Genomic DNA, 21,946 nt, shown 5'->3' with positions numbered 1-21,946 from the left:
AAATACACGTCGCCGCGACTGTCAACGCACCCTCTACCGCAAAGTAAATGTACGGGGCATTTACTTTTACCCCACCCCTGTTCTGCTTTTTGGCGCATTCTCGACTGCCACTACTCTTCGAACTCCTTGTCGAGAATGTCGAAAATCTCCTCTGCCGTCGCCTCGTCCAGGTGCCGCTCCGGTTCGGCGGCGGAAGCCGCCTCCCGCAGCGGCCGGGCCCAGACCGCGGCGATCACGGCCAGTCGTTCCGCGATCTTCTCGCGCCTCACGTCGTCCGGGGCATCAACTGCCGTGAGCACGGACTCCAGCCGGTCGAGCACGCCCTCGATCCCGTCCAAGCCCTCGCCCGCGGCGGGCTCCTGCCGGCCGGATCCGGTCAGGTCGCCCAACGCGTCGTGGAGGTGCTTCGCCACCGCCATCGGGGTGGGAAGGTCGAAGACCAGTGTCGCGGGCAGTCTCAAGCCGGCGTGCGCACCCAGGCGGTTGCGGAGTTCGACCGCCATCAGCGAGTCGAGCCCCTGGTCGAGGAAGCCCCGCTCGGCCCCCACCTGTCCCGGCCCGTCCAGGCCGAGCACCATGGCCGTCTCCGTACGCACGAGACGCAGCAGGGTCCGCTGGCGTTCCTCCTCCGCGAGGCCGCTGAGCGCCTTCCGCCACCGGCCGCCGGACTCCCCGGTGTCAGGGGAGTCCGGGGAGCCGGTACCGGACGCGTCCGCGGCAGGCGCCGGCGGCACCAGGCCACGCAGCAGGGGCTGCACGAAGGACCCCGGGGCGGACAGTGCGGCCAGGTCCAGCGCTGCGGGCACCAGGTGCGGCTCCCCGGTGGCGAGGGCCGTGTCGAAGAGAGCCAGGCCCTCCTCCTGGGACAGCCCGCCCACGCCGGAGCGGTTCATCCGCTCGACGTCGGCACCGGCCAGCCGTCCGCCCATGCCGGAGCCCTCCCACAGGCCCCAGGACAGCGACACCGCGGGCAGCCCGAGGGCCGAGCGGCTCCGGGCCAGCGCGTCCAGGAAGGCGTTGGCCGCCGCGTAGTTCGCCTGCCCGGCCGCGCCCGTGACGCCCGCGACGGAGGAGAACAGGACGAACGAGGTGAGGTCCGCGTCCCGTGTCAGCTCGTGCAGGTTCCAGGCGGCGTCCACCTTGGGCCGCGCCACGGTGTCCATGCGGTCCGCGTCCAGCGCCGTGAGAACGCCGTCGTCGAGGACGCCCGCGGTGTGCACGACGGCCGTCAGGGGATGGGCGTCCGGTATCGCGGCCAGCAGGCGGCGCAGCGCCTCCCGGTCGGCCGCGTCGCACCGCTCCACCGTCACCTGGGCGCCTGCCCGGCGCAGTTCCGCCACCAGTTCGGCGACACCGGGGGCGTCGGCGCCCCGCCGGCCCACCAGCAGCAGACGGCGCGCACCGTGCTCCCGTACGAGATGACCGGCGACCAGACCGCCCAGGACGCCCGTGCTGCCCGTGATCAGTACGGTGCCGTCGGGATCCGGTGCCCGGAACACGCTCCGCCCGCCCGGGGCCGCGGCGAGCCTCGGCACGAGCACCTTGCCACGGCGTACCGCGAGTTCGCTCTCCGCGGCGGCGAGTGCGTCGAGCACCGCCGTACCGTGCGGTGCCCCGTCCGTCAGGTCCAGCAGGGCGAACCGTCCGGGCTCCTCCAGCAGCGCGCTGCGTATCAGGCCCCAGGCCGGTGCCTGGGCCGGCTCGTGCACTGGTTCCCCCGGCGACGCGGCGACCGCGCCCGCCGTGACCACGGTCAGCCGCGAATCGGCGAATCTCTCGTCGGCCGACCAGGCCTGCGCCAGCGCCAGCGTCTCCCGGGAGACCCGGCGGGCGGCCTCGGGGACCGGCTCACCGGTCACCGCGGAGCACGCGGCGAACACCTCGCCCGGGACCGGGGCTCCGGCGTCCACTGCGTCGCCCAGCGCACCGAGGTCCGGGTACCTCGCCACCTCGGCCCCGCCGGATCGCAGGGCCGCCGCGAGATCCGGCCGGCCCTCGCCCTCGGTACCGAGCACAGCTACACGGCGCGCCCGCGCGCCCACCGGGCCTGCGGGCCGCGCCGGGATCCAGTCGACCCGGAACAGTGCCCCGTTCCCCGCACCGGCGCCCGTGTGCGGCCGCAGGACCAGGCCCCCGACCGAGCCGACCGGGACGCCCGCCGGGTCGGCGAGGTCCAGCGCCACCGCGCCGCCCTCCCCCGGCGTGATCCGGACGCGCAGGCTCGTGGCCCCCGGTGCGGTCACCGCGACGCGGGACCAGGCGAACGGCACGACCGGCCGCTCGTCCTCTCCCCCGGCCAGCCCGATCGCGTGCAGCGCGGCGTCGGCCAGTGCCGGATGCACGTGGTAGCGGCCCGCGTCCTGGGCCGTCCCGGGCGGCGGGCTCACCTCGCCGAAGACCTCGTCACCGCGTGTCCACACGGCCCGTAGGCCCTGGAACGCGGGCCCGTGGCCGTAGCCGCGCGCGGCCAGATCCGCGTACCGCCCGGCCACGTCGACCCGCGTCGCGCCGCGAGGCGGCCACACCGTCATGTCGTAGGGCTCGCCCCCGGTCGTGGGGGCGAGGAGCCCGGCGGCGTGCCGGGTCCAGGGAAGTCCCGCCCCGCCGTGTTCCGGACGGGAGTGGACGCCGAGGGAGCGCCGGCCCGACGCATCGGCCGGACCGGTGCGCACCTGGACGACCACGGCGCCGTCGGGCGGCACGATCAGCGGGGACTCCAGGGTCAGTTCCTCGACCAGTTCGCACCCCGCCTCCCGCCCCGCCCGCAGGGCCAGCTCCACGAACGCGGTACCGGGCAACAGGCACCGGCCCCCGATCGCATGGTCGGCGAGCCACGGCTGCGCGCGTAGCGAGAGCCGGCCGGTGAGCAGGATCTCGTCGCGGTCCGCGGTCCGCAGCACGGCGCCCAGCAGCGGGTGGTCAGCCGCCTGGACGCCCAGGCCCGCGGGGTCCCGCACGGCGTCCGGCGCCCGGTCCAGCCAGTAACGCCTGCGGCGGAACGGGTAGGTGGGCAGGTCGACGCGGCGTGCCGGGCGTCCGGCGGCGGCGAGGAAGCGGTCCCAGCGCATGGCGCCGCCGTCGGTGTGCAGGCGTGCCAGCGCGGTGAGGAGGGAGCGTTCCTCGTCCTCGGCTCCGGGCAGGGCGGACACCGCGAGTGCGGTGGGGCCGTCCAGGCTGTCCCGGACCATCGCGGACAGAGCCGCGCCGGGTCCGAGTTCGAGGAACCTCGTCACACCGCGCTCGCCCAGCGCCAGGGCTCCGGAGTGGAACCGCACCGGCTGCCGCAGGTGCCGTACCCAGTACTCGGGCGAGGTCAGTTCGTCCGCCGAGGCGATCGCGCCGGTCAGGTCGGACATCACCGAGAGCTTCGGCGCGTTCAGGCGGACGGCCTCGACGGCCCGGCGGAAGCCGGGGAGAGCGGGCTCCATCAGCGACGAGTGGAAGGCGTGCGAGACACGCAGCCTGGTCACGCGCCTGCCCAGCGTCCGGAAGCGGTCGGCCACCCGCAGCACCGGGTCCTCGGCCCCCGAGACGACCACGGACGCCGGACCGTTGACCGCCGCGACGCCCGCCCCTTCGGTGAGGTGAGCCGCGACCTCCTCCTCGGTGGCCGCCACCGACACCATGGCACCGCCGGCGGGCAGTGCCTGCATCAGCCGCCCGCGCGCCGCCACCAGGGCGCTCGCGTCCGGCAGCGACAGCACGCCGGCCACATGCGCGGCGGTGAGCGCGCCGACCGAGTGGCCGCCGACGAAGTGCGGTGTCACACCCCATGACGTCACCAGCCGGTGGAGGGCCACCCCCAGGGCGAACAGCGACGGCTGCGCCCAGGCCGTGGTGTCCAGCAGATCCGCGGCCTCCGTCCCCGGCGCGGCGAACACGACGTCGGGCAGCGGCCGGTCCAGGTGGGGCCGCAGGTGCTCGCACACCTCGTCGAAGGCCGCCGCGAACTCCGGGTGGGCGTACAGTTCGCGGCCCATGCCGACGCGCTGCGATCCTTGTCCGGGGAAGAGGAACGCCGTCCTGCCGCGCTCCCGCGCGGTGCCCGTCACCAGCCCGGGGCCGACGGCTCCCTCCGGGCCGGCGGTGGCCAACCGCGTGAGGCCGGCGACGAGTCCGGCACGGTCCGTGCCGATGACGACCGCGCGGTGCTCGAACATGGACCGGGTCGTCGCGAGCGCGTGAGCGATGTCGGACGTCGACTCGTCCGGACGGGCTTCGAGCAGGCCGAGGAGGTTCGCCGCCTGGTCCCGCAGCGCCGACGGATCACGTGCCGACAGCAGCCAGGGCAGGGTGTCCGGGCCCGGGCGGGCGGGCGCGGACGGTTCCGCGTCCGCCGGCTGCTCGGCCGGCGCCTGCTCCAGGATCACGTGCGCGTTGGTGCCGCTGATGCCGAACGACGAGACCCCGGCCCTGCGCGGTCTTCCGGTCCGGGGCCACTTCACCGGCCCGGTCAGCAGCCGCACCCTGCCGTCCGACCAGTCCACGTGCGGCGACGGCTGCTCGGAGTGCAAGGACCGCGGCAGCCGGCCGTGACGCAGCGCCTGCACGGTCTTGATCACACCGGCGACACCCGCCGCGGCCTGGGTGTGCCCGATGTTGGACTTGACCGAGCCGAGCAGCAGGGGACGCTCGGCGGTGTGCCCCTTGCCGTACGTGGCGAGCAGCGCCTGTGCCTCGATGGGGTCGCCGAGCCGGGTGCCGGTGCCGTGTGCCTCGACCGCGTCCACGTCGGCCGCGGTGAGTCCCGCGTGCTCCAGGGCCTGCGCGATCACCCGCTCCTGGGACGGTCCGTTGGGGGTGGCGAAGCCGCTGCTCGCCCCGTCCTGGTTGACGGCCGCTCCGCGTACGACGGCGAGCACGGGGTGGCCCGCGCGGCGGGCGTCGGAGAGCCGCTCCACCAGGAGCACTCCCGCGCCCTCCGCGCAGCCCACCCCGTCCGCCGCCGCGGAAAACGCCTTGCAGCGGCCGTCGGAGGCCAGTCCGCGCTGTTCGCTGAAGTAGACGAACATGTCGGGCTCCGCCATGACCGTGACCCCGCCGGCCAGTGCCAGGGAGCACTCCCCGCGGCGCAGCGCCTCGACGGCCAGGTGGAGGGTGACCAGCGACGACGAGCAGGCCGTGTCGACGGTGACCGCGGGGCCCTCCAGCCCCAGCGTGTAGGCGACCCGGCCGCTGACCAGGCTGCCGTCGCTGCTGCCCGCGCCGTAGTCGTGATACATGACACCGCTGTACACGCCGGTGTGGCTGCCGCGGAGGACGGCGGGGTCCACACCGGCCCGTTCCAGCGCTTCCCAGGAGACCTCCAGGAAGAGCCGCTGCTGCGGGTCCATGGTGAGTGCCTCGCGCGGGGATATGCCGAAGAAGCCGGGGTCGAAGTCGGCCGCGTCGTACAGGAACCCGCCCTCGCGCGAGTGGGTGCGGCCGGGTGTGCCGGGTTCGGGGTGGTAGATGCCGGTCAGGTCCCAGCCGCGGTCCTCGGGGAAGCCGGAGATGGCGTCCCGTCCCTCGTCGACGAGGGACCACAGCTCCTCGGGCGAGGTCACGCCGCCCGGGAAGCGGCAGGCCATGCCGATGATCGCGACCGGTTCGGTGGCCGCCCGCTCCGCCTCGGCCTGCCGTGCGCGCAGTTCCTCGTTCTCCAGCAGGGACCGGCGCAGGGCCTCGGCGAGCCGCTCGGTGGTCGGGGTGGTGTCCATGGTTCTCCTCGTTCACCTGTCCGAACCGGTTTCACGCCGCCGCAACGCGGTGCGCACCAGGTCCTCGACGCTCATGGCCTTGATCTCATCGGCGGACGCGGACGGCGGTGCGTCCTCGGCCGCGGGCCCGTGGCCGGTCGGTACGGGCTCCTGCGGTGGTGCGTCCGGCAGCATCTCCCCCAGTAGGTACGCGGCCAGTTCGAGCGGGGTCGGCCGGTCGAACATGAGCGTCGCCGACAGCCGCAGGCCGGTGGCCTCCGCAAGCCTGTTGCGCAGTTCGATGGCGGCGAGCGAGTCCAGCCCGAGATCGGTGAAGCCCTTCTCCGCGGGGACCGCTCGTGGGTCGGGGTGTCCGAGCACGGCCGCCGCGTGCTCCTGCACCAGGTCGAGGACGACGGTCTCGCGTTCCGCGCCGGGCAGGGCCTCGAGACGGGCCTTGAGCTCCTGCGGCGAGGAGCCGGCCGACGTGCCCTGCCCGGCAGGTGACGCGGTGCCGCCCACCAGGTCGCCGAGGAGCGCCGGCACACCGCCGGGCGCGGTGGCGGCCGCCCGGCGGTCGAGGCCGATCGGCACCAGCACCGCGTCGTCCGGCACAGTCAGCGCCGTGTCGAACAGGGCGAGACCGTCGGACGCCGTCAGCTCACGGGTGCCGCCCCGTCCCAGCCGGTCCACGTCCAGCTGCTCTCCGGCGCCTTCCCACAGCCCCCAGGCCAGGGAGGTCGCCGGCCTGCCCTCGGCGCGCCGGTGCTCGGCGAGTGCGTCGAGGAAGACGTTGGCGGCGGCGTAGTTGCCCTGTCCGGCCGCGAGCAGGGAGCCGCCCGCCGAGGAGAACAGGACGAAGGCCGACAGGTCCAGATGCCGGGTCAGCTCGTGCAGGTTCCAGGCCCCGTCCACCTTGGGCCGGGTGACCCGGTTCAGCTGCCGCGGCGTCAGGTCCTGGATCAGAGCGTTGTCCATGACCCCGGCGGCGTGCACGACCGCCGTCAGCGGCCGGTCACCGGGAATTCCGGCCAGCACCCGCTCCAGGGCGGCGCGGTCCGCCACGTCGCAGGCCACGACCCGGGCCGTGGCTCCCAGTCCGGCGAGTTCCGCCACGAGTTCGGCGGCGCCGGGCGCCTCGGTGCCGCGGCGGCCGGCGAGCAGCAGATCCCTGACGCTGTACCGGGTGACCAGGTGCCGGGCGAGCAGGCCGCCCAGCAGGCCGGTGCCGCCGGTGATCAGTACGGTGCCCGGGGTGCGGAACACGGCGGCGGTGTCGGCGCCGGGGTCGCCCGCCGCTGACGTCAGCCGCGGCACGAGGACCGCGTCCCCGCGCACGGCGACCTCGGGTTCGTCCGAACCGAGTGCGGCGGACAGCGCCCGGGCGTCGGCACCGTCGGCGGCGTCGAGGAGCACGAACCGGCCCGGGTGTTCGGCCTGGGCGGCGCGTACCAGTCCCCACACGGGAGCGTGCACGAGATCGCATACGCCCTCCCCCGGTACCGCGGCCACCGCGCCCCGGGTGACCACGACCAGCCTGGTCCCCGCCCGCCGCTCGTCGGCGAGCCAGGCGCGGAGCGTCTCCAACACCCGGCCGGTGGCCTCACGCACCCGGTCGGGCAGGGACGCGTCGCCGGATCCGGACACGCAGGACAGCACAACGGTGTCCGGTGCGGGGTCCGGGAGTGCGGCGAGGTCGCTGTGGACCGGGCCGCCGAGTCCGAGTGCGTCGGTCTCCAGATGCGCGAGACCGGTGGCCCGGTCCGTCCCGGTGGTCTTCAGCGGCCTCCAGCCGAAGCGGAAGAGCGCGTCGGCCGGACCGCGCAGTTGGTCCTCGGCGACGGGGCGGGTCACCAGGGAGTCCACCGTCATGACGGGCCTGCCCGACGGGTCGTGGACGGTCAGCGAGGCACCCGCCCCGTCCTCGCGAAGACGGGCCCGTACGCGCAGCGCCGTGGCGCCCGCAGTCTGCCGGGACACCCCGCTCCACGCGAAGGGCACCGTGGCCTCGGTGAGCGCCGCGGGACCTCCCAGCAGGAAGTCGGTGACGCCGAGGGCGGAGTCGAGCAGCGCCGGGTGCAGCCCGTAGGTGGCGGCCACCGACCTGGCGCTCTCGGGCAGGGCGACGTCTGCGAACACCTCGTCGCCGCGGCGCCACACCGATCGGATGCCCCGGAACGAGGGACCGTAGCCGAAGCCGAGCCCGGCAAGGCTCTCCTCGTAGAGGCCGCTCAGGTCCAGCTGTTCGGCGCCCTCCGGCGGCCAGACGTCGGGGCCCGGCCCGGTCTCGGCGCCTGCGGGCGCGAACCGGCCCCGGGCATGCCGGGTCCAGGGGGTGCCCGCGGCGGCGTCCTGGGGCCGCGCGTACACCGTCAGCGGGCGGCCGCCCGCCTCCTCGGCGCCGACAACCACCTGGATCGCCACCGCGCCGGCGGCGGGCAGGACCAGCGGCTCCTCCTGGGTCAGTTCCTCGATCACCGGCAGGCCGGTCTCCTCGCCCGCACGCAGTGCCAGCTCCACGAAGGCCGTGCCGGGCAGCACCGGGCGGCCCATGACGGTGTGCTCGGCCAGCCACGGCTGGGTGTCGGCCGACAGCCGTCCGGTCAGCACCGCGCCGCCGGTCTCCGGGGCGGGCACCACCGCACCGAGCAGGGGGTGGCCCGCGGCTCCCAGGCCGACCGCGGTGACGTCGCCGGGCGCCGGTGTCGCGTCCAGCCAGTACCGCTCGCGCTGGAAGGCGGCGGTGGGCAGCGCCACCCGGCGGGTGCCCCGGCCGGCGAACAGCGCGGACCAGTCGACGTCCACGCCCGCCACGTGCAGCGCGGCGAGTGCCTCGGTCAGCACGCCGGTCTCCGGCCGGCCGGTCCGCGCGGTGGGTACGAGCACCGCGGGCGGGCCGGTCAGGCATCCCTGGGCGAGCGCGGTCAGGACCGCGTCCGGCCCGAGCTCCACGTAGCGGGTGACACCCAGTTCCGCCAGCCGGGCCACCCCGTCGGCGAACCGCACGGTGCCGCGGGCGTGCCGCACCCAGTAGTCGGCCGAGCCGAGTTCACCGGGCGTCGCCTGCCGGCCGGTGACGTTGGAGATCACCGGAATGCGCGGCGCCCCGTAGGAGACGGAGTCGGCGACCTCGCGGAAGTCGTCGAGCATGGCGTCCAGGCGTGCCGAGTGGAACGCGTGGGACACCCGGAGCCGGCGTGTCCTGCGTCCCAGGGCGGTGAACCGGTCGGCGAGGGCGCAGGCCGCGTCCTCGTCGCCGGAGACGACCACGGCGCTCGGGCCGTTGACCGCCGCCAGGTCCACGCCGTCGCCCAGCAACGGAGCGATCTCGTCCTCGCTCGCCTGCAGGGCGACCATGGCGCCGCCCGGGGGCAGCGCCTGCATCAGCCGTCCGCGCGCCGACACCAGGGCGCAGGCATCGGCCAGGGAGAGGACGCCGGACACGTGGGCCGCGGCGAGTTCGCCGATGGAGTGACCGAGCAGGAAGTCCGGTGCGAGCCCCCACGACTCCAGGAGCCGGAAGAGGGCGACCTCGTGGGCGAACAGGGCGCTCTGGGTGTAGGCGGTGCGGTCGAGCAGTTCGGCGTCCGGGGAGAGCGCCTCGGCGAACATCACGTCCCGCAGGGGCCGTTCGAGCGCCGGATCCAGGCGGGCGCAGGCGTCGTCCAGGGCCTTGGCGAAGACCGGGGACAGCGCGTACAACTCCCGGCCCATGCCGGGCCGCTGTGCGCCCTGGCCGGAGAAGAGATACGCGGTCGCGCCCGTCGCCGACCGGGCGGTGACGCCCTGCCGTACCTGGGGCGTGGCGGTGCCGGAGGCGATCGCCGACAGCGCCTCGCGCACGGTTCCGTACCCGGTGCCGGTCAGGGCCACCGCCCGGTGGTCGAGCGTGGCACGGGTCGTGACCAGGGAGTGGGCGACGTCGGCCGCGAGACCCGGTCCGCCGGTGTCCGCGGCCGCGGGCTCCTCGGCGTCGAGCCGGGCGAGCAACCGGGCCGCCTGGTCGCGCAGCGCGGGTGCGGTGTGTCCGGACAGCACCAGCGGCAGGACCGGCAGCCCCGGCAGCGGGGTCTGCGCCGCGGGCCGCCTCTCCGGCGGCTCGGGGGATGCCTCCTCCACTACGACGTGCGCGTTGGTGCCACTGATGCCGAAGGAGGAGATTCCGGCCCTGCGGGGCCGTCCGGCGGGTTCCCAGGGCTGTGACTCGGTCAGCAGGCGCAGGCTCCCCGCCGACCAGTCCACGTGCGGTGAGGGGGCGTCCGTGTGCAGGCTCTTGGGCAGCAGACCGTGCCGCAGGGCGAGCACCGTCTTGATGACGCCGGCGATGCCACCCGCGGCCTGCGCGTGTCCGATGTTGGACTTGACGGAGCCGACGAACACCGGGCGGTCCTCCGGCCGGTTCTGGCCGTACGTGGCGAGCAGCGCCTGTGCCTCGATGGGGTCGCCGAGCCGGGTGCCGGAACCGTGCGCCTCCACCGCGTCCACGTCGGCCGGGGTGAGACCGGCGGTGGCCAGGGCCCGGTGGATCACCCGCTCCTGGGAGGGGCCGTTGGGCGCCGTCATGCCGTTGGACGCGCCGTCCTGGTTGACGGCGCTGCCGCGGATGACGGCCAGGACCTCGTGGCCGTTGCGGCGGGCGTCGGAGAGACGTTCCACGAGGACCAGGCCCACGCCCTCGGCCCAGCCGACGCCGTCGGCCGCGGCGGCGAAGGACTTGGAGCGGCCGTCGGGCGCGAGCACTCCCTGACGGCTGGAGTCGACGAAGAGGTCCGTGGTCGACAGTACGGTCACGCCGCCCGCCAGGGCCATGGCGCACTCGCCGTCCCGCACCGCCTGCACCGCCAGGTGCAGGGCCACCAGTGAGGAGGAGCACGCCGTGTCCACGGTCAGCGAGGGTCCTTCGAGGCCCAGCAGGTAGGAGATGCGGCCGGACACGACGCTGCCCGAGCTTCCGTTGGCGAGATAGCCCTCGACCTCGGCGGACACCTCGCCGAGCCGGGCGGCGTAGTCGTCCCACATGCATCCGGCGAACACTCCGGTGGGGGTGCCGCGCATGCTGCTCGGGTCGATCCCGGCCCGCTCGAAGGTCTCCCAGGCCACTTCGAGCAGCAGCCGCTGCTGCGGGTCCATGGCCAGCGCCTCGCGGGGGCTGATGCCGAAGAAGCCCGGGTCGAAGTCGGCGGCGTCGTGCAGGAATCCGCCCTCGCGGGCGTAGGTCCTGCCCCGGATGCCGCGCCGTGGATCGTAGACGCCGTCGATGTCCCAGCCCCGGTCGGTGGGGAAGCCGGTGACGGCGTCGGTTCCGTCGAGCAGCAGCCGCCACAGGTCCTCCGGCGAGTGCACGCCGCCGGGGTACCGGCAGCTCATGCCGACGATGGCGATGGGTTCGTCGCGTGCGGCGGTCACCGTCCGGCCGGGGTGCACGGCCGCCGGCGCGGCGCCGACGAGCCGGGACTTCAGCAGATCGGTCACGGCCCGGGAGTTGGGGTGGTCGAAGACGAGCGTCGCGGGCAGCGGCACACCGGTGGCGGAACCGAGGAGGTTGCGCAGCTCCAAGGCGGCCAGGGAGTCGAAGCCGAGTTCCTTGAACGCCCGTCCGGGGTCGATCGCCCCCGCCCCTTCGTGGCCGAGCACGGACGCCACCTGTGTGTGGACGATCTCCAGCAGCACCCGGTCGGCCTCGGCCTCGGAGAGCCCGGCCAGACGCCCGGCCAGTGCCGAGTCGGCCGAGGCGGGCCGCGGCACGGCTGCCGGACGCGGCGCCGGGGCCGGTGCGAGCCCCCGCAGCAGAGCGGGCAGCGGGCCTCTGCGCCGCCCCAGCGCCGGCGGGTCGAGACGGGCCGGTACGGTCACCGGGGCGTCCGCGCGGGCGGCCCGGTCGTACAGGGCGAGGCCCTCCTCGCGCGTGAGCGCCGGGGTGCCGAGGCGGGCCATGCGGCGCAGGTCGCCGTCCTTGAGGTCGCCGCCCAGTCCGGTGTTCTCGGTCCACAGGCCGAACGCCATGGACGTGGCGGGCAGTCCGAGGGCGGCGCGGTGCCCGGCCAGTGCGTCCAGGAACGTGTTGGCCGCCGCGTAGTTCGCCTGCCCCGCCGCGAGGAACATGCCTCCGGCGGAGGAGAACAGCACAAAGTCCGCGAGGTCGAGGTCCGCGGTCAGTTCGTGCAGGTGCCAGGCCGCGTCCGCCTTGGGCCGCAGCACCGACGCGAGACGCTCGGGAGTCATCGACCCGATCAGTCCGCTGTCGGCGCCCGCGGCGGCGTGCACGACCGCGGTCAGCGGATGCTCGGCGGGGATGTCGGCGAGGAGCGCGGCCAGGGCGTCGCGGTCGGTGACGTCGCAGGCGGCGACCCGGACCGAGGCGCCGAGCCCGGTGAGTTCGGTGACCAGCCCGGCGGCGCCGGGCGCCGCGGAGCCGCGCCGGCTGACCAGCAGCAGGTGCCGCACCCCCCGGGTGCGGACCAGGTGTCCGGCGAGGATCGCGCCGAGGCCGCCGGTGCCGCCGGTGATCAGGACGGTCCCCTCGGGGTCGGTGTGCGGCCCCGTGCCCGGACCGGGGTCCGCGAGTTCCGTGAGTCTCGGGAGGAAGGCGGTTCCGGTACGCAGAGCGATCTCCGGCTCGCCCGAGGCCAGGGCCGCGGGCAGGGCGTGCGTGCTCGGGGCGGTGTCGTCGAGGTCCACGAGGCCCAAGCGGCCCGGGTGTTCCTCGGCCGCCGCTCGTACGAGGCCCCACACGGGGGCCGCCGCCAGCCCGGCGGGACCCGCGTCCGGCTCGGTGCCGACGCGGACGGCGCCCCGGGTGGCCAGCACCAGTCGGGCGGCGGCGAACCGGCCGTCGGCCAGCCACGCCTGCAGAAGCTGGAGTGCCTCCTCGGTGATCGAGCGCAGCAGGTCCGGCAGGTCGCCGTCCGTGGTCCGCCCGCCGGGTCCCTGGGCCGGGGCGCAGTACGCCAGGACGGTCTCCGGCACGGGCCGTCCGGCCTCGACGGCGGTCCGCAGTGTCGCGAGATCGGGGTAGGCGGAATCCGCGTCCGGCGGCTGCGGGCCGTCGCCGACGACGGCCCAGCGGTGGTCAGCGCCCGGCGCCCCGCCGGTCGGCGCCGGCTGCCAGGTGACGCCGTACAGCGGGAGCCCGGCGCCGGCGTCGTCGAAGGTGTCGGGTGCGACCGGCCGGGAGACCAGTGAGCCGACCGTGGCCACGGGCCGGCCGGTGGGGTCGGCGACGTCCATGGCCGACAGTTCACCGCCGTCGAGGCGCTGGATGCGTACCCGCAGCGCGGAAGCGCCCCGGGTGTGCAGCGTGACGTCGTTCCAGACGAACGGCATGAGGGTGGCGTCCTCGCCGTCCCCCTGGCCGAGCAGGTCGCCGAGCAGGTCGGCGTGCATGGCGGCGTCGAGCAGCGCCGGGTGCAGTCCGAAGGACGTCGCGTCGCGGGCCGCCTCCGCGGCGAGCGCCACCTCGGCGAAGACCTCGTCGCCGCGCCGCCAGGCGGTGCGCAGTGCCTGGAAGGCGGGGCCGTAGCCGTAGCCGCGGCGCAGGAGGCGGTCGTAGGCGTCGGTGACCGGTACGGGTTCGGCCCCGGCGGGCGGCCAGTGCGCCAGGTCGCCGTCCGGTTCCGCCTCCGGTGCGGGCGTCAGTGTGCCCAGCGCGTGCCGGGTCCACTGGTCCCGCTCTCCGGCCGCCTCGTCCCGGGAGTGCACGGACACCGGGCGGTGGCCGTTCGTCTCGGGACCGACCACGACCTGTACCGCCACACTGCCCTGATCGGGCACGACCAACGGCGACTGCAGGGTCAGTTCCTCGATGCGCGGGCAGCCGACCTGGTCACCGGCGCGCAGGACCAGCTCCACGAAGGCCGTGCCGGGCAGCGTCGTCCGGCCCAGGACCCGGTGGTCGCCGAGCCAGGGCTGGGCCTGCGCCGACAGCCTGCCGGTGAGGGTCACCCCGCCGGTGTCGGGGGCGCTGATCACCGCGCCGAGCAAGGGGTGCGCCGCCGCCATCTGTCCGGCGCCCGCGCCGTCCGCCGAGGCGGCGGGGGCCGCGTCGAGCCAGAAGCGCCTGCGCTGGAAGGCGTGCGTGGGCAGCTCCACCCGCTCCGTGGCCGTGGTGCCGGACAGGGCGGCGAAGAACGCGGTCCAGTCCACGGCGCGACCGCGCGCGTGCAGCCGCGCCACGGCGGCCACCAGTCCGGTGACGCCCGTGCCGCCCCTGCGGGTCAGGGGCGTGAACACCGCGGTCCCGTCGTCGGGCAGGCATCCCGTGCCGAGTGCCGACAGCGCGCTGTCGGGCCCGAGTTCCACGAAGTGGGTGACGCCTTCCCCGGCGAGTGTCCGCACCCCGTCGTGGAAGCGCACCGTCTCCCGGACGTGCCGGACCCAGTAGTCGGGCGAGTCGAGCTCACCGGCCGCGGCCAGGGCCCCGGACACGTTCGACACGACCGGGATCCGCGGCGGCCTGAAGTCCAGGGTGGCGGCGACGCGGGCGAACTCGTCGAGCATCGGCTCCATGCGGGCCGAGTGGAAGGCGTGGCTCACCCGCAGGTGCCTGGCCGTGCCGCCGCGGGCGGTGACGGTGGCGCACACGGCGAGCACGGCGTCGTCGTCACCGGAGACGACCACGGACTCGGGGCCGTTGACCGCCGCGACAGCGACGTTCCCGCCGTGCTCCGCGAGCAGCGCCGCGGCCGCCTCCTCGCTCACCCCGAGGGCGGCCATGGTCCCGCCCGCCGGCAGGGCCCCCATCAGCCGGGCTCGGGCGGCGACCAGCTCGCAGGCGTGGTCGAGCGACAGGACACCGGCCACGTGGGCGGCGGCGAGTTCGCCGACGGAGTGCCCTGCGACGAAGTCGGGGGTGAGACCCCACGACCGCAGCAGCCGGAACTGTGCGACGCCGAGGGCGAAGAGGGCGGGCTGCGCGTGACCGGTGCCGTTCAGCAGCGCCTCGTCGGTGCCGAACACCACCTCGCGCAGCGGGTTGCCGAGGGCGCTCTCCAGACGGGCGCAGACGGCGTCGAACGCCTCCGCGAACACGGGGAAGGTGTCGTACAGGTCCTTCCCCATGCCGCACGCCTGCGAGCCCTGGCCGGAGAAGAGGAAGGCGACGGCCCCGTCGTTCTTCACGTCCTGCGTTCCCGCTCCCGGCACCGGCCGTCCGGCGGCCAGGACGTCAAGACCGTCCAGCAGCCCTTCCAGGTCGTCGGCGAGCACCACGGCGCGCCGCTCCAGGGCGGCCCGGGTGGTAGCCGCGGAGTGCGCCACGTCGAGCAGGCCCAGGCCGGGGTGCTCCCGCAGGTGCGCCCCCAGCCGGGCGGCCTGTGCGCGGAGTACGGGTCCGGTACGCGCGGACACCACGACGGGGACGGGGCCGGGCAGCACCCGCCGCGGCTCGCGCGGGGCGCGGTCACCGGGCCCGGCAGTCCCCAGGGCCGCCTCGGGCGACTCCTCCACGATCACATGGGCGTTGGTCCCGCTGATGCCGAAGGCGGAGACGGCGGCGCGCCGTGGGCGCCCCGGGTGCTCCCAGTCCCGTGCCTGTGCCAGCAGGGCGACGGTCCCCGCCGACCAGTCGACCTGCGGCGAGGGCCGGTCGACGTGCAGGGTGCGGGGCAGCCTGGCGTGCCGCAGCGCCATCACCGTCTTGATGAGTCCGGCCACGCCGGCCGCCGCCTGGGTGTGTCCGAGGTTGGACTTGACGGAGCCGAGCCAGAGCGGGCGGTCCGCGCTCCGGTGCCTGCCGTACGCGGCGATCAGCGCCTGTGCCTCGATGGGGTCGCCCAGGGTGGTGCCCGTGCCGTGTCCCTCCACGGCGTCGACGTCGGCCGGAGTGAGTCCGGCGCCGGCCAGTGCCTGACCGATCAACCGCTGCTGGGCGAGCCCGTTGGGCGCGGTGAGGCCGTTGCTCGCCCCGTCGTGGTTGACGGCGGAGCCGCGGAGCACGGCGAGGACGCGGTGCCCGAGCCTGCGCGCGTCGGAGAGCCGCTCCACGAGCACCATGCCGACACCCTCGCCCCAGCCGGTGCCGTCGGCGGCGGCGGCGAAGGACTTGCAGCGGCCGTCGGCGGCCAGACCGCGCTGCCGGCTGAAGTCGACGAAGGTGTCGGGCGTGGACATCACGGTGACACCGCCCGCGAGGGCGAGTTCGCACTCGCCGCGGCGCAGCGCCTGGATCGCGGAGTGCAGGGCGACGAGCGACGACGAGCACGCGGTGTCGACGGTCATCACGGGGCCTTCCAGGCCCAGCGCGTAGGCGACCCGGCCCGAGACGACGCTGGCCAGGCTGCCGTTGCCGAGATAGCCGGCGCTGTCCTCGGGGACGCGGTTCCCCAGCCGGGCGGCCCAGTCGTGGTACATCACGCCCGCGAACACACCGGTGCGGCTGCCGCGCAGCGAGAGCGGATCGATCCCGGCGCGCTCCAACGCTTCCCAGGAGGTCTCCAGCAGCAGCCGCTGCTGGGGGTCCATGGCCGCTGCCTCGCGGGGGCTGATCTCGAAGAAGTCGGCGTCGAACTCCGCGGCGTCGTAGAGGAATCCGCCCTCGCGCGTGTAGCTCTTGCCGGGGGTGCCGGGTTCGGGGTCGTAGAGGCCCCCGGTGTCCCAGCCGCGGTCGTCCGGGAATGCGGAGACGGCGTCGGTGCCCGTGTCCACGAGCCGCCACAGGTCCTCCGGGGAGGTGACGCCGCCGGGGAACCGACAGCTCATGCCGACGATCACGATCGGCTCGTCCACGGCGCTCGGGGCGTCGGCCCGGGCGGGCCCGGGAGAGGACTCGGGGGCGGGCTCGGGCACGCTCATGGCGGCCAGGACGTGGGCGGCGAGCGCCCGGGGAGTCGGGTGGTCGAAGACGAGGGTCGAGGGCAGCCTCAGCCCGGTCGCCCGGTTGAGCAGATTGCGCAGTTCCACAGCGGCCAGCGAGTCGAAGCCGAGTTGGTCGAAGGCGCGGTCGGGCCCGATGTCCGTGGCGCCGTCGTGGCCGAGGACGGTGGCGGCGTGGCCGCGCACCAACGCGAGCGCCGCGCGTCCGCGGTCGGCCTCCGGGAGTGCGTCGAACCGCACCCGTTCCGCGTCCGCCGCGACCGCGGCGGCGGGGCTGCGTCGTACGGGTACGAGGCCGCTCAGCAGGGCAGGAACGCCGTCGGGGCGGGCCCGCAGAGCGGCGTTGTCCACCCGCAGCGGCGCCAGATGGGCCTCCCCGGTACTCAGCGCGAGGTCGAACAGGGCGAGGTTCTGCGCGGGCGACAGCGGTGCGAGGCCCTGCCGGCCGACGCGGCGTGCCGCGGCCCCGTCCAGGGTCGCGCCCATGCCCGTGGTGCCGCTCCACAGTCCCCAGGCCAGGGAGAGAGCGGGCAGCCCGGAGGCGCGGCGCTGCCGGGCGAGTGCGTCGAGCGCGGCGTTCGCCGCGGCGTAGTTGCCCTGCCCGGCGCCGTCGACGAGCGCGGCCGCGGAGGAGAAGAGGACGAAGGAGGCCAGCTCCAGGTCGCGGGTGAGTTCGTGCAGGTACCGGGCCGCGTCCGCCTTGGGCGCCCGTACGGCGGCCATGCGTTCCAGTGTCAGGTCGCCGGTCAGGGCGTCGTCGAGGACCCCGGCCGTGTGCACGACGGAGGTGAGCGGGTGCTCCTCGGAAATGTCGGCCAGGAGACGGGCGAGCGCCGCGCGGTCGGTGACGTCGCAGGCGGCGATCCGCACCTCCGCGCCGAGCGCCGCGAGCTGTGACGCGAGCTCTCCCGCCCCGGGGGCGTCGGGGCCGCGGCGCCCCACCAGCAGCAGATGCCGTACGTCGTGGTGCTCGACGAGATGGCGGGCCAGGAGTCCGCCGAGGCCGCCGGTGCCGCCGGTGACGAGGACCGTGCCGGACGGTGCGAAGGGCGCCGGGGCGGGCATCCGCCGGGGGACGAACCGGGCGAGGCGGGGCGCGCACGGTACGCCGTCGCGTACCGTCACCTCCGGCTCGCCGGAGGCGAGGACGGCGCCGAGCACCGCGTCGAGGGCCGGCGCGTCGGCGGCACCCTCCAGGTCGAGCAGCAGGTAGCGGCCGGGCTGTTCGGCCTGCGCGGCACGCACCAGGCCGCTGACCGATGCCTGTTCGGTGTCGGTGTCGGCGTGCTCGGTGACGACGACGAGCCGGGAGTCCGCGGTGCGCTCGTCGGCCGCCCAGGCCCTCAGAGCGCCGAGTAGGTCACCGCCGGGGCGCAGGACCACGGTCGCGGGGACCGGTCCGGTGCCGGTGAGTTCGGCGTGGGCGGTCCACGGGACATGCTTCGCCGGATGCCCGTCGAGCGGCGTCCGGTCGATCCGGTACAGGGCGCCGCCGGGCGAGGGGGCGAGAGCGTCCGCGGTCACCGGCCGGGTGCGGTAGCCCTCGGCGGATGCCACCGGGCGGCCGTCCGAGGTGGTCAGGCGGAGCGCCACGCCGTCGGGTCCGGCCGGGGAGATCCGGACCCGCAGTTCGGCGGCACCCGTCGCGTGCAGGGTGTATCCCGTCCATGCGAAGGGCAGGCGCGGCCCGCCCCCGGTCGCGTCGCCGCCCGCCGCGCCACCGGCGAGGTCGGTCAGGTGCAGGGCCGCGTCGAGGAGGGCGGGGTGCAGGCCGAAGGACGCGGCGGACGGCGCCAGGTCGGCGGGCAGGGCGATGTCGGCGAGCACCTCCTCGCCGTGCCGCCACGCGGCGCGCACCCCCAGGAAGGCGGGGCCGTACTCGTAACCCTGGGCGGCGAGTTCGCCGTAGAGGTTCTCGACGGGCAGCGGCCGGGAGCCCGCGGGCGGCCAGGCGTCGGCGGTGGGCGCCGCGGGGTCCTCGGCCGCGGGCGCCAGCGTTCCGCTGGCGTGCCGGTGCCAGGGGTCCTCGGGTGCCGCGTCCCCGGCGCGGGCGTACACCTCGACCGCCCAGCGCCGCGGTGCGCCCGTCTCGCGCAGGACGACCTGGACGGCGGTACCACCGTGTTCCGGCAGGGCCAGCGGGCTTTCGAGGGTGAACTCCTCCAGATGCCGGCAGCCCACCCGGTCGCCCGCGCCGACGGCCAGCTCCAGCAGTGCGGTCCCGGGCAGGAGCACCGTGCCGGAGATCGCGTGGTCGGCCAGCCAGGGGTGGGAGTCGAGCGAGAGCCGGCCGGTCAGCACGGTGCCGGTGGCGTCGGCGAGCGTGAGCGCCGCGCCCAGCAGCGGGTGTCCGGGGACCTCCTGGCCCAGCCGGGCGGCGTCGTCGGCGGCGGGCGGGGTGAGCCAGTGGTGGCGGGTCTGGAAGGGGTAGCCGGGCAGCTCCACGGGGGCCGCGGCGCTCCCGCGGCTCTCGAGCAGGGCGGACCAGTCGACGGACGCGCCCCGTACGTGGGCGGTGGCGAGGGCCGTCAGCAGCTGCCGCTCGTCGTCGGCGTCGCGCCGCAGCACGGAGGCGAAGGCGGCACCGTCGCCGGGTACGCAGTCGGACGCGAGCGCCGAGAGGACCGCGTCGGGGCCGAGTTCCAGGTAGGTGACCGCCCCCTGCTCCGCGAGCTCCTGGACACCGTCGTGGAAGCGCACCGTCTCGCGGACGTGCCGCACCCAGTACTCCGGTGAGCAGAGTTCCTCGGCGGTGGCCGTCCGGCCGGTCACGTCCGACACCACGGGGATACGGGGCGGCGCGTAGTCGACCACCTCGGCGGCCCTGCGGAACTCGTCCAGCATCGGCTCCATCAGCGCCGAGTGGAAGGCGTGGGAGACGCGCAGCGGCGTGGACCTCGCGAACTGCCCGGCGACCGCGCGCACGGCGTCCGCGGTCCCGGAGACGACGACGGACGAGGCGCCGTTGACGGCGGCCAGGGACACACCGTCGGTGAGCAGCGGACGGATCTCGTCCTCCGTGGCGGCGACCGCGGCCATCGCCCCGCCCTCGGGCAGGGCCTCCATCAGCCGTCCGCGCGCGGCCACCAGGAAGGCCGCGTCCTCCAGGCTCATGACACCGGCGGCGTGGGCCGCCGCGAACTCGCCCACGGAGTGGCCGAGCAGCAGGTCGGGAGTCACGCCGAAGGACTCCACCAGCCGGTACAGCGCCACTTCGACCGCGAACAGGGCGGGCTGGGCGTACGCGGTGCGGTCGAGCGCCCGCGCGTCGTCGCCGAGGACCACCTCGCGCAGCGGACGGTCGAGCTGGAGGTCGGTGAAGGCGCACACCTCGTCGAAGGCGCGGGCGTAGACCGGGAACGCCCGGTACAGGGCGCGGCCCATGCCCAGGCGCTGCGCGCCCTGCCCCGGGAAGAGGAAGGCGAGACGGCCGGTGCCGGCCGTGCCGCGCAGCACACCCGGCGCGGTCCGCCCGGCGGCAAGCTCGGCGAGTCCGCGCGCCGCCTCCGTGTGGTCGGCAGCGATCACCAGGGCCCGTTCCTCGTGGACGGCGCGGGTCGTCGCCAGGGCCCGTCCGATGTCGGCGAGTCCCCCGGCGCGGTCCTCGTCCCGTTCGGCGGGCGGGCTCAGGGGCCCGTGCAGCAGGGCCGCCGCCCGGTCCCGCAGCGCCTGCCGGGTCCTGCCCGACAGCGGCAGCGGCAGCGGGGCACCCGGGCGGGCGTCCGGCGTCGGCTCGGTGGCCTGCTCGGCCGGGGCCTCCTCGACGATCACGTGGGCGTTGGTGCCGCTGACGCCGAAGGAGGAGACACCCGCCCGGCGCGGCTCGTCGCCGCTCTGCCAGGGACGTGCCTCGGTGAGGAGTTCGACCCCGCCCGGCGACCAGTCCACATGGGGGGTGCGCTCGTCGACGTGCAGCGTCTTCGGCAGCGTTCCGTGCCGCATGGCCATGATCATCTTGATGACACCGGCAGCCCCGGCCGCGGCCTGGGCGTGCCCGATGTTCGACTTCACCGACCCGAGCCACAGAGGGCGTTCCGCCGGGCGGTGCTGCCCGTAGGCGGCGAGCAGGGCGCGTGCCTCGATCGGGTCGCCGAGCCGGGTGCCGGTGCCGTGCGCCTCCACGGCGTCGATCTGGCGGGGGCCGAGTCCGGCGTCCGTGAGGGCGGCACGGATCACGCGTTCCTGCGCCGGTCCGCTGGGGGCCGTGAGACCGTTGCTGGCCCCGTCGGAGTTGACCGCCGACCCGCGCAGCAGGGCCAGCACGCGGTGGCCGTTGCGCCGGGCGTCGGAGAGCCGCTCCAGGACGAGGACGCCGACGCCCTCGGCGAACCCGGTGCCGTCGGCAGCCGCCGCGAACGCCTTGCAGCGCCCGTCGGGCGCGAGGCCGCGCTGCCTGCTGAACGCGGTGAACACCCCGGGGCCGCCCATCACGGCGACACCGCCGGCCAGGGCGAGCGAGCACTCCCCGGCGCGGAGCGCGCGCCCGGCGAGGTGCAGGGCGACGAGGGAGCCGGAACAGGCCGTGTCGACGGTGAGGGTGGGGCCCTGGAGTCCCAGCGCGTAGGCGACGCGACCCGATATGACACTGGGTGCGTTGCCGGTCAGCAGATACCCGTCGAGGCCGGCCGGTGCCTCGTGCAGCCGGGGCCCGTACTCCTGTGCCTCCGCCCCGATGAAAACACCGGCGCGCGCGCCGCGCAGCCCGGCCGGGTCGATACCGGCGTGCTCCAGGGCGTGCCAGGAGGTCTGCAGGATCAGCCGCTGCTGCGGGTCCGTCGCCGATGCCTCGCGCGGTCCGATACCGAAGAACCCCGCGTCGAACTCGGCCGCGTCCGGCAGGAATCCGCCCTTGCGCACATAGGTGGTGCCGGGGTTCGCGGGGTCGGGGTCGTAGAGCCCTTCGAGGTCCCAGCCCCGGTCGTCGGGGAAGTCCGTCAGCACGTGTCCGGCGTCGGCCACCAGCCGCCACAGGTCGTCGGCCGAGGCCACGCCGCCCGGGTAGCGGCAGCCGATGCCGACGACGGCGACCGGGTCGTCGCCGGGTGTGCCGACGCGTTCGTCGCCGTCGTGCCCGGCCTCCGACGCCGTCTGTCCCGGCAGCAGCAGCCCGGTGAGATGACGGGCGAGTGCGGCCGGCGTCGGGTGGTCGAAGACGAGGGTGGCGGGCAGCGCCAGACCCGTCGCGTCGCTGAGCCGGGCCTGCAGGTCGACCGCGGCCAGCGAGTCGAAGCCCAGCTCCGTGAAGGGCAGCCGCGCGTCCAGGGACCGCGGGGCCGCGGGCAGGACGGCGAGGCTGTGCTCGTGCACGAGGGAGGCGATGTACCGTTCGCGTTCGGTACCCGGCAGTGCCTCCAGGACGCGAACCAGTTCCACGGTCCGTGGCCGTGCCGTCCCGCCCGGTTCGCCGACCGCGTCAAAACCGAAATTCCCGGGCTCGCTCATTCGGGCTTCACTACTCC

1 protein-coding gene and 1 pseudogene are annotated in these 21,946 nt (G+C 75.5%); both read right to left on the bottom strand.

The window, feature by feature from the left end:
• Nucleotides 1-110 precede the first annotated feature (110 nt).
• Nucleotides 111-5,699, bottom strand: a complete 5,589-nt coding sequence (locus tag ACIQFU_RS36115) for an SDR family NAD(P)-dependent oxidoreductase (RefSeq protein WP_402557383.1) — start codon at nt 5,697-5,699, stop codon at nt 111-113.
• A gap of 12 nt (nt 5,700-5,711) precedes the next feature.
• Nucleotides 5,712-21,854 (bottom strand): annotated as a pseudogene (locus tag ACIQFU_RS36110) (SDR family NAD(P)-dependent oxidoreductase); the annotation flags it as partial.
• Nucleotides 21,855-21,946 lie beyond the last annotated feature (92 nt).

This window comes from Streptomyces sp. NPDC093065 (genome assembly GCF_044754585.1).
GTDB lineage: Bacteria > Actinomycetota > Actinomycetes > Streptomycetales > Streptomycetaceae > Streptomyces.
The sequence above is the reverse complement of the archived record's forward strand: the minus strand, read 5'-3'. Positions and strand labels throughout refer to the sequence as shown.

Excerpts from the sequence above, each read along its gene's own strand:
- ACIQFU_RS36115 (WP_402557383.1), bottom strand. The coding sequence starts at position 5,699 with ATGGACACCACCCCGACCACCGAGCGGCTCGCCGAGGCCCTGCGCCGG.